The organism is Caulobacter sp. GW821-FHT09B11 (genome assembly GCF_059418205.1).
Genome location: NZ_JBWKPK010000034.1, coordinates 50,501 through 59,747 on the forward strand (window position 1 = coordinate 50,501; position 9,247 = coordinate 59,747).

8 protein-coding genes and 1 pseudogene are annotated in these 9,247 nt (G+C 70.5%); 2 read left to right on the forward strand and 7 right to left on the reverse strand.

The genetic code is table 11. From position 1 onward, the window contains the following. Window positions 1-168 precede the first annotated feature (168 nt). Window positions 169-1,191, forward strand: a complete 1,023-nt coding sequence (locus AC07N1_RS21410; protein WP_494673628.1) for a WD40 repeat domain-containing protein — start codon at window positions 169-171, stop codon at window positions 1,189-1,191. Between the two features lie 182 nt (window positions 1,192-1,373). Here the strand turns inward: AC07N1_RS21410 and AC07N1_RS21415 are convergent, their stop codons facing one another. Further along, window positions 1,374-2,690 (reverse strand): bifunctional folylpolyglutamate synthase/dihydrofolate synthase, encoded by a 1,317-nt coding sequence (locus AC07N1_RS21415; protein ID WP_494673629.1) that lies wholly within the window; start codon window positions 2,688-2,690, stop codon window positions 1,374-1,376. Window positions 2,691-2,721: 31 nt separating this feature from the next. Between AC07N1_RS21415 and AC07N1_RS21420 the strand changes: the two are divergent. Further along, window positions 2,722-2,788 (forward strand): annotated as a pseudogene (locus AC07N1_RS21420) (hypothetical protein); the annotation flags it as partial. Between the two features lie 50 nt (window positions 2,789-2,838). Here AC07N1_RS21420 and AC07N1_RS21425 read toward each other — a convergent pair. The 6 genes from AC07N1_RS21425 to AC07N1_RS21450 all read right to left on the reverse strand — a co-directional run bounded on the left by AC07N1_RS21425 (window position 2,839) and on the right by AC07N1_RS21450 (window position 9,051). Beyond that, on the reverse strand, window positions 2,839-3,762 hold the full coding sequence (locus AC07N1_RS21425; RefSeq protein WP_492856393.1) for an acetyl-CoA carboxylase carboxyltransferase subunit beta: 924 nt from the start codon (window positions 3,760-3,762) through the stop codon (window positions 2,839-2,841). A 12-nt stretch (window positions 3,763-3,774) separates the two neighbouring features. Then, window positions 3,775-4,605 (reverse strand): tryptophan synthase subunit alpha, encoded by an 831-nt coding sequence (trpA, locus tag AC07N1_RS21430; protein WP_494673635.1) that lies wholly within the window; start codon window positions 4,603-4,605, stop codon window positions 3,775-3,777. Window positions 4,606-4,616: 11 nt separating this feature from the next. Continuing rightward, a complete protein-coding gene (gene trpB, locus AC07N1_RS21435; RefSeq protein WP_494673630.1) occupies window positions 4,617-5,849 on the reverse strand; it encodes a tryptophan synthase subunit beta in 1,233 nt (410 codons plus the stop codon). Between the two features lie 17 nt (window positions 5,850-5,866). Continuing rightward, window positions 5,867-6,511, reverse strand: a complete 645-nt coding sequence (locus tag AC07N1_RS21440; protein WP_494673631.1) for a phosphoribosylanthranilate isomerase — start codon at window positions 6,509-6,511, stop codon at window positions 5,867-5,869. Window positions 6,512-6,754: 243 nt separating this feature from the next. Beyond that, a complete protein-coding gene (locus AC07N1_RS21445; protein ID WP_494673632.1) occupies window positions 6,755-7,519 on the reverse strand; it encodes a 3-oxoacyl-ACP reductase in 765 nt (254 codons plus the stop codon). Window positions 7,520-7,629: 110 nt separating this feature from the next. After that, on the reverse strand, window positions 7,630-9,051 hold the full coding sequence (locus tag AC07N1_RS21450; RefSeq protein WP_494673633.1) for a sensor histidine kinase: 1,422 nt from the start codon (window positions 9,049-9,051) through the stop codon (window positions 7,630-7,632). Window positions 9,052-9,247: the final 196 nt, after the last annotated feature.

The window sequence follows — 9,247 nt, forward strand, 5'->3', positions numbered from 1 at the left end:
CACGTCTGGCGCAGACGAGCGCGGAAGTAAAGCCCGAGGACGCGCTGCAATGGCAACCCCTTTTGTGAGTCTTTTTGGCCTAACGCCGTTCAGGAGAGCGTTTTGGGCGCCAGGCTTCGCGCCGTGCGCGACTAGCGCTGGCCATCAGGCCGCGCTAAGCCCCCGCGCATGATCTTTTCCTTCGACGCCTACGTCACCGCCGCCCTGTTCGATCGCGCTGGACGCGCCGGATTCGCCCTGGGCGACGGCACCGTCCGATTCGAGGCCGAAGGCGGCTTCGTCACCGTGGAAGCCCATGGCGGACCGCTGGGCGGGGCCGTGCTGGCCGCCTGCGTGCACCCCTCGGGCCGGGGCCTGGTGACCGGCGGCGACGACGGCCGCGTGGTCTGGAGCCGGGTCGAGGGCGACGAGGTCGTGGCCACCCTGCTGGCCGAGGTGAAGGGCAAGTGGATTGAGCATGTGGCGGCCAGCGCCGCCTCGGGGCTGATCGCCTTCACGGCCGGCAAGGAGGTCCACGTGCTCGACTCGGCCGACGCCGAGTTCCGCCGCACCTTTGTCCACGAGAAGACCGTCTCGGGCGTGGCCTTCGACCCGAAGGGCAAGCGCCTGGCCGCGGCCGGCTACGGCGGCGTGTCGCTGTGGTGGAGCCGCATCGCCGACCAGAAGCCTACGGTGATGAAGTGGGCCGGCAGCCACGTGGCCCTGGCCTACAGCCCCGACGGCAAGTTCCTGGTCTCGGCCATGCAGGAGAACCAGCTGCACGGCTGGCGCCTGTCGGACGGCAAGGACATGCGGATGGGCGGCTATCCGGCCAAGATCAAGAGCCTGGACTTCTTCGACAAGGGCAACCTGCTGGCCACGGCCGGCGCCAACGGCGCGGTGATCTGGCCGTTCGCCGGCGCCAGCGGCCCGATGGGCAAGGAAGCCGCCGAGATCGGCTTCTCGCGCGACTCGCTGGTGGTGCAGGTGGCCGGCATCGACGCCCTGCCGGTGATGATCGCCGGCCAGGACAACGGCCGCGTCTGGGCCGCGCACATGCGCTCGGGCCGCATCGAGACCCTGAAGGCCGAGAAGGGCGCCCCGATCAGCAGCCTGGCGGTCAACGCCGACGGCTCGCGCCTGGCCTGGGGCGACGAAAGCGGCGAGGCCGGCGTGCTGGCGGTGCCGGATATCTCGGTGCGGAACTTCTAGGGCCCACGCCCCGGCGCCCACCAAAGCCCGTCATTCCCGCCCTTGTGGCGGGAACCCCTGGTTCCACTCGCAGGTGAGACGCCAGCGGCGTGCTTGGCGCGCCGCCACGACTGCCCTTGCGGCTGACAGAGGGTTTCCCGCCACAAGGGCGGGAATGACGGGAAGGTGGGAGGAGGCGGGGTTCAGACCGGCCAGGTCGCTTCGCTGGCCCCCAGAACCTCGCCCGCCAGATACAGCGAGCCGCAGATCAGCACGTGGGGGACGGGGTCCAGCGCGAGCGCGCGCGTGAGCGCGTCGTCCAGCCCCTCGCAGGCGCAGGCGCGCAGGCCGGCCAGTTCGGCGGCGGCGGCGGTTTCGGCGGCGCTGGCGGCGGCGTGGCCTTCGAAGGTGACGGTGAAGACCTTCGCCGCGATCCCCCGGAAGGCTCCGAAGAAGCCGGTGGCGTCCTTGTTGGCCAGCAGGCCCGAGATCAGCGCCACGGGGCGGCCGTCGCGGGCGGCGAGATCCGCCACGGCGCGGGCCACGGCGCGGCCGGCGTGGGGATTGTGCCCGCCGTCGAGCCACAGGTCGGCGCCGCCGCCTTGCGCGGCCTCCGCATAGGGACCGGCCGTCAGGCGCTGGAAGCGGGCCGGCCAGACCGTGCCGGCGATCCCCCGGCCCATGGCCGCCTCGTCGATCCTGGGGTCGCCCAGGGCCAGCAGGGCGGCGACGGCCAGGCCTGCGTTGGCGAACTGGTGCTCGCCGGGCAGGGCGGGGGCGGGCAGGTCGAGCAGGCGGTCTTCCATCTGCACCAGCAGGCGGCCGCGCTCCTCCCAGGCGTCGAAGTCGCGGCCCATCAGGGTCAGCTCCACCCCGGCCAGGGCCGCGGCGGTCTCCAGAACGCCGTCGACGGCGTCCTGCTGCCGGGCGCTGACGGCGGGGGCGCCGGGCTTGATGATCCCGGCCTTCTCCACCGCGATCTCTTCGATCGTGTCGCCCAGGAACTCGCGGTGGTCGAGGTCGATCGGCGCGATGACGCTGACGGCCGGTTGCGCGATGACGTTGGTGGCGTCGAGCACGCCGCCCAGCCCCACCTCGACGATGCAGAGGTCGGCCGGCGTCTCGGCGAAGGCGACGAAGGCCACGGCCGTGGTGATCTCGAAGAAGGTGATGGCCTCGCCCGCGTTGGCGGCTTCGACCCGCTCCAGCACGTCGGCCAGATGCTCTTCGGTGATCAGCGTGCCGCCCAGGCGGATGCGCTCGACGAAGCGCACCAGGTGCGGCGAGGTGAAGACGTGAACCTTGAGGCCCGCCGCCTCGGCCATGTGGCGCAGATAGGCGACCGTCGAGCCCTTGCCGTTGGTGCCGGCCACGTGGATCACCGGCGGCAGGCGGTCCTGCGGGTTGTCGAGCGCCGCGCACAGGCGGCGCATGCGGTCCAGCGACAGGTCGATCTTCAGCGGATGCAGCGCCCGCAGGCGCTCCAGCGCGGCGTCGTGGGCGCGGAGGTGGTCGGTCATGCTGCTGCTTCCGGCCCCGAATTTATTTCGTCATCCCGGCCGAAGCGCAGCGTAGAGCCGGGACCCAGGGGCGGTGCGCACGGCCCCTGGGTCCCGGATAGCCTCTTCGAGGCTTCCGGGATGACGAGCTTTTTGTTTGCGTGGAAGGCTACGCCGCCTTGCGACGGCCCAGCATCAGGGTGCCGAGGATCGAGCCCAGGGTCTCGGGCAGGTCCTTGCGGGCGGTGACGCGGTCGACCATGCCCTTTTCGACGAGGTATTCCGAGCGCTGGAAGCCCGGCGGCAGGGTCTCGCGGATGGTCTGCTCGATGACGCGCGGACCGGCGAAGCCGATCAGGGCGCCCGGCTCGGCCAGGTGGACGTCGCCCAGCATGGCGTAGGAGGCGGTGACGCCGCCGGTGGTCGGGTCGGTGAGGACCACGACATAGGGCAGGGCCGCGTCGTTCAGCTCGTTGATGGCCAGGGTGGTGCGGGCCATCTGCATCAGCGACAGCGCGCCTTCCTGCATGCGAGCGCCGCCGGCGGCGGTGAAGGCGATCAGCGGGACTTCGCGGGCCAGGGCGGCCTTGGCGGCGGCGATGAAGCCTTCACCGGCGGCCATGCCGAGCGAGCCGCCCATGAAGGCGAAGTCCTGGACCAGGACCACGGCGTCGACGCCGCCGACCTTGCCGTAGCCGATGGCCATGGCGTCCTGTTCGCCGGTGCTCTTGCGGGCGGCGGCCAGGCGGTCCTTGTAGGGCTTGCCGTCGGAGAACTTCAGCGGGTCTTCGACGACCGACGGGGTCGGCAGGGACTCGTACTCGCCGTCGTCGAAGGTGAACTTGAAGCGCGCCTCGGGACCGATGCGCATGTGGCGTCCGGCCGGGGTGACCCACAGGGCCGCCTCCAGGTCGGAGCGATAGATCATCTCGCCCGTGTCGGGGCACTTGACCCACAGGTTCTCGGGCGTCTCGCGCTTGGCGAAGGCGCCGCGCACGCCGGGCGCGATCCGAGACAGCCAGCCGCCGCGACGGTCGGTCGAGGTCTTGGCCTTGTCGCCCTTCTTGGGGCCTTGGGGTTCAGCCATAGCCATAGCCTTAAAGCCTCATGCCGTTCCGACTCGCGCCGATCGCACAGCCTTAGCCAGCTCCGACGCCTTGGAAAGAACCTTTTGGGTCACGTTTTCGTTCAGCTTCGTCGCCGACGCGATTTCGTCCACCAGCGCCGAGCCGACGACGACGCCGTCGGCCACGCGGGCCACCTCGGCGGCGCGTTCGGGGGTCTTGATGCCGAAACCGACCGCCACCGGCAGGCCCGAGGCGGCGCGCAGGCGCTCGACCGGGCCGCGCACGGCGTCGGCGTCGGCTTCCAGCACGCCGGTCACGCCCGCGACGGAGACGTAGTAGATGAAGCCCGAGGTGCGCTTGACCACGGCCGGCAGGCGCGCGTCGTCGGTCGTCGGCGTCGCCAGGCGGATCAGGTTCATCTTCGCCGCTTCCAGCGCGTCGGTCAGGGCGTCGGCCTCTTCCGGCGGGCAGTCGACGATGATCACGCCGTCGGCGCCGGCGTCCGAGGCGTCATCGGCGAAGCTCTCGAAGCCGTAGGACAGCACCGGGTTCAGATAGCCCATCAGCACGATCGGCGTGACCGTGTTGGTCTGCCGGAAGCGGCGGACGATGCTCAGCACATCGCGCATCTTGGTGCCGGCGGCCAGCGAGCGCTGCGAGGCCAGCTGGATGGTCGGCCCCTCGGCCATCGGGTCCGAGAAGGGCATGCCCAGCTCGATGACGTCGGCGTGTTCAGCCAGGCCCGTCAGCAGCTCGAACGAGGTCTCCAGGTCCGGGTCGCCGGCCATGATGTAGGCGACGAACAGGGCCCGGTGGTCGTTTTCCCGCTGGAAGGCGCGCTCGAGGCGGGTGCCGTCGCGATAGCTCATCAGATCGCCCATCAGATCGTGCGCCCCAGGGCGTCGGCCACGGTGAAGATGTCCTTGTCGCCGCGGCCCGACAGGCACAGCACGATGACGCCGCCTTCGCCGATTTCCTTGGCCAGCTGCGGCAGCTTGGCCAGGGCGTGGGCGCTTTCCAGGGCCGGGATGATGCCCTCGAGCTCGGCGCACAGCTGGAAGGCCTTCAGGGCCTCGTCGTCGGTGCAGGTCAGGTACTGGGCGCGGCCGATGTCGTGCAGGAACGAGTGCTCCGGCCCGATGCCCGGATAGTCGAGGCCGGCGCTGATCGAGTGGGCGTCGAGGATCTGGCCGTCGTCGTCCTGCAGCAGGTAGGTCTTGTTGCCGTGCAGCACGCCCGGGCGGCCGCCGGTCAGCGAGGCGGCGTGCTTGTCGGTGTCCAGGCCGTGACCCGAAGCTTCCACGCCGTAGATCTTGACGCTCTCGTCGGCCAGGAACGGGTGGAACATGCCGATGGCGTTCGAACCGCCGCCCACGCAGGCGACGACGGCGTCGGGCAGGCGGCCTTCCAGTTCCTGGATCTGCTCGCGGGTCTCGTTTCCGATCACCGCCTGGAAGTCGCGGACCATGGCCGGATAGGGGTGCGGGCCGGCGGCGGTGCCGATCATGTAATAGGTGTCGGCCACGTTGGTGACCCAGTCGCGCATGGCCTCGTTCATGGCGTCCTTGAGGGTCGCCGCGCCCGAGGTCACCGGGCGCACTTCGGCGCCGAGCAGGTTCATGCGGAAGACGTTGGGCTTCTGACGGGCGACGTCGACGGCGCCCATGTAGACCACGCAGGGCAGGCCGAAGCGGGCGGTCACGGTGGCCGAGGCCACGCCGTGCTGGCCGGCGCCGGTCTCGGCGATGATCCGGGTCTTGCCCATGCGCTGGGCCAGCAGGATCTGGCCCATGCAGTTGTTGATCTTGTGCGCGCCGGTGTGGTTCAGCTCTTCGCGCTTGAAGTAGATCTTGGCGCCGCCCAGGTGCTTGGTCAGGCGCTCGGCGAAATAGAGCGGGCTGGGCCGGCCCACATAGTGGGTCAGGTAGCCGCGCAGCTCCTTCTGGAACGCCGGATCGTTCTTGGCCTCGGTGTAGGCCCGGTCCAGCTCGAGCACGAGCGGCATCAGGGTCTCGGCCACATAGAGGCCGCCGTAGTCACCGAAGCGCCCCTTGGCGTCGGGATAGGCGGACCAGTCGTTAGGCCGTTCGGTAGGCGAGACAGGAGCGTTCAAGATCGTCTTCCGGGCTTTTAGGCGCGTTTGACGGCGTCGAGGAACGCCGCGATCAGAGCCGGGTCCTTTAGGCCCGGACCGCGTTCCACGCCAGAGGAAACGTCCACCAGCGGGGCGCCGGAGGCCTTGACCGCCTGCGCCACGTTCCAAGGATCGAGTCCGCCGGCGAGGAAATGCGGGCGAGAAAATCGCCGGCCTTCCAGCAGGCTCCAGTCGAACCTTGCGCCGGTGCCGCCGGGCAGGGCGGATCCTTCCACGGGCCTCGCGTCGAACAGGAACTGCTCGGCGACGGTCTCGTAGGCGCGGGCCTGGTCGACGTCAGCCGAGGACGAGACGGAGAAGGCCTTGATCACCCCGGCGCCGCTGCGGGCCGCGATTTCGCGGACACGGGCGGGGGTCTCCTTGCCGTGCACCTGGATCAGGTCGGGGCGCATGGTCGCCATCAGCCGGTCGACCAGGGCGTCGTCGGGATCGACGGTGACGGCCACGGTCTGCACGCCCCGGCCGCGGATCGGCTGCACGAGACGCTCGGCGGCCTCGGGCGTCAGGTTGCGCGGGCTTTTCTCGAAGAACACGAAGCCCAGATAGGCTGCGCCGCCGTCGAAGGCGGCCTTCACCGTCTCCGCCGTCGAAAGCCCGCAGATCTTGGCCTTGGTGGTCATGGCGGGGAGTTACGGTGGGGAAGGGCGGAGTGCAAGTCCCGTGGCGTCCGCCCTTGCTTCTCTTCTTCCCGTCATTCCCGCCCTTGTGGCGGGAAACCCTCTATCGGCCGCAAGGGCGGATGAGGCGACGTGCTCAGCACGTCGCCTGCGTCTCACGTGTCAGCTGAACCAGGGGTTCCCGCCACAAGGGCGGGAATGACGGGAGAAAACGGGAATGACGGGAGAAAAAGAGAGGGGCCGCGATCAGTCCCGCACCAACCCGCCGTCCACCACCAGGTTCTGCCCCGTCACCGCCCGCGCCCAGGGGCTGGCGAAGAACAGGACCGCGTCGGCGAATTCGGCCGGGGTGGTGACCGAGCGCAGCGGGGTCATGCCGGCGATCAGGTCGAAGACCGGCTCGGGCGTGGCGGCGCTGGCGCCGGTGACGCGCAGCAGGCCGCCGGACACCATGTTGACGGTGACGCCGGCGGGACCCAGGTCGCCGCAGGCCGTGCGGGTCAGCGACAGCAGGGCCGCCTTCACCGCCGTGTAGTCGTGATAGGGCACGACCGGGTTCTGGAAGAGGTTGGTGCCGACATTGATCACGCGGCCGAAACCGGCGTCGGCCATGTCTGGCGCCGCGGCCTGGATGACGTTCAGCGCGCCCTTCAGGACCGTTACGTTCTGCTTCTCGAAGTCTTCCCAGGCGATGTTGGCCAGGTGCGCGCGGGCGTCGCCGTTGAAGCTGTAGTCCAGGGCGTTGTTGACCACGGTGGTGACGTGCGAGCCGAAGGCGGCCTTGGCGGCGGCGAACATCGCCTCGACGGCGGGGCGGTCGGCGACGTCGGCCTGGATGGCGATGGCGCGCTCGGGACCGCCCAGTTCGGCGGCCAGGGCCTCGGCGGCGTCCTTGCTGGCGCGGTAGTTGACGACGACGCGGGCGCCGTGGCGGGCGAAGGCGCGGGCGATCTCGGCCCCCAGGCCCCGGCCGGCGCCGGTGACGAGGACGATCTGGTCGGACAGCTGCATAGATAGAGACTCCAAAACTCGGCCCAGCGGGTTCGTAGCGCTGTTTGGACGGCGGCGAAAACCTCGTCCTTCGACAAGCTCAGGATGAGGTTTTGTTGGACCCCGGGCGCCTACCGCCTCTCGTCCAGGCTGGCGACGACCCCCAGCTCCGGCGAGGGCGGGTTGGGCAGGGGGACCTGGGCTTCCAGCCGGCAGACCAGGCCCTCGGGCCGCCAGTCCATGCGCGCCTGGCCGCGCAGCTCGCCGCGCAGGCTGCGCTCGATCAGCCGCGAGCCGAAGCCGCGCCGGGCGGGCGGGGCGGCGACCGCCGGGCCGCCGGTCTCGGTCCAGGTCAGGCAGAGGGCGCGGGCCTCGACGTCGAAGCTCCAGGCGACGGCCACGGTTCCCTCGGCTGTCGAGAGCGCGCCGTACTTCAGGGCGTTGGTGGCCAGCTCGTGGAAGATCAGCGACATGGTCAGCGCCCCGCCCGGCGGCAGGAAGCAGGCCGGGCCCTCCACCGTCACCCGGCCGGCGGCGGCGGTGAACGGGGTCAGCGCCCGCTGCGCCACCTCGCGAAGTTCGGCCCCGTGCCAGCTCTCGCGGGTCAGCACGTCGTGGGCCAGCGACAGACCCAGCAGCCGCGACTCGAACTTCTCGAAGGCGGTGACCGGGTCGGGCTCGTTGCGCAGGGTCTGGGCGGCCATCGACTGGACGGTGGCCAGGGTGTTCTTCACGCGGTGGTTCAGCTCGTTGATCAGCAGGCGCAGCTGGCCCTGGTGACGCTCCTGCTCGACCTCGATCCGCTTGCGGGTGGTGATGTCGGCGATGATGGCGACCAGATAGGGCCGCTGGCCGGGCGGCTGCACGCGCGAGACGTTGAGGCGGATCCACAGCCGCGCCCCGTCGCCGGCCCGCAGGCGGCGCTCGGCGGTGTAGGTGTCGGTGCGGCCGGCCAGCAGCGAGCGGACGTGGCGCTGGGCGTCCGGCAGGTCTTCCGGCTCGATCAGCTCGGCGGCGTCGCCGGCCAGCAGGTGGTCGCGATCGTGGCGGGTGATGGCGCAGAAGCGGTCGTTGACCTCCAGGAAGGTCCCGCTCGGCGCGATCCGCGCCACGCCCATGGCCGCCTGCTCGAACAGCGCCTTGTAGCGCGCCTCGGCCGCCTCCAGCCGCAGGCGCGCCTCGACGGCGGCGGTGGCCACCTCGGTATAGAGCACCAGCCCGCCGATCGCCCCGTCCTCGGTGCGCCAGGGGGCCATCGACCAGCGGATCCACTCGACCCGGCCGGCGCGGTCGACATAGCGGTCGCCGGCGTCCTCGCGCAGCTCGACCCCTTCGGCGATCACCCGCGCGTGCAGGTCGCGCCAGCGCCGGGGGATCTCGGGAAACACCTCGTAGTGCACGCGGCCCAGCAGCGGCAGGTCGGCCGGCAGGCCCTGGTCGGTCAGGTACTGGGCCGAATGGGCCAGATAGCGCATCGACCGGTCGAAGATGGCGATGCCCAGCGGCGCATGCTTCAGCGCCGTGGTCAGGCTGGGCGAGTCCTGCGCGATCATCGGGCGGGCGGCGGCTCCGGCTACGGACGGCGAGAGAGCGCCATCATGGCCCCGTTCGCGCGTGGGGCGCTAGACATGATCCTTCTCCCCTTGCGGGAGAAGGTGGCGCCGATAGGCGTCGGATGAGCAACCATGTTGAGTTCAGGCTTGCGTTAGCCAGGGCTGCTGTCTTGCGAGGACGAGGTTTGCGGCCTCG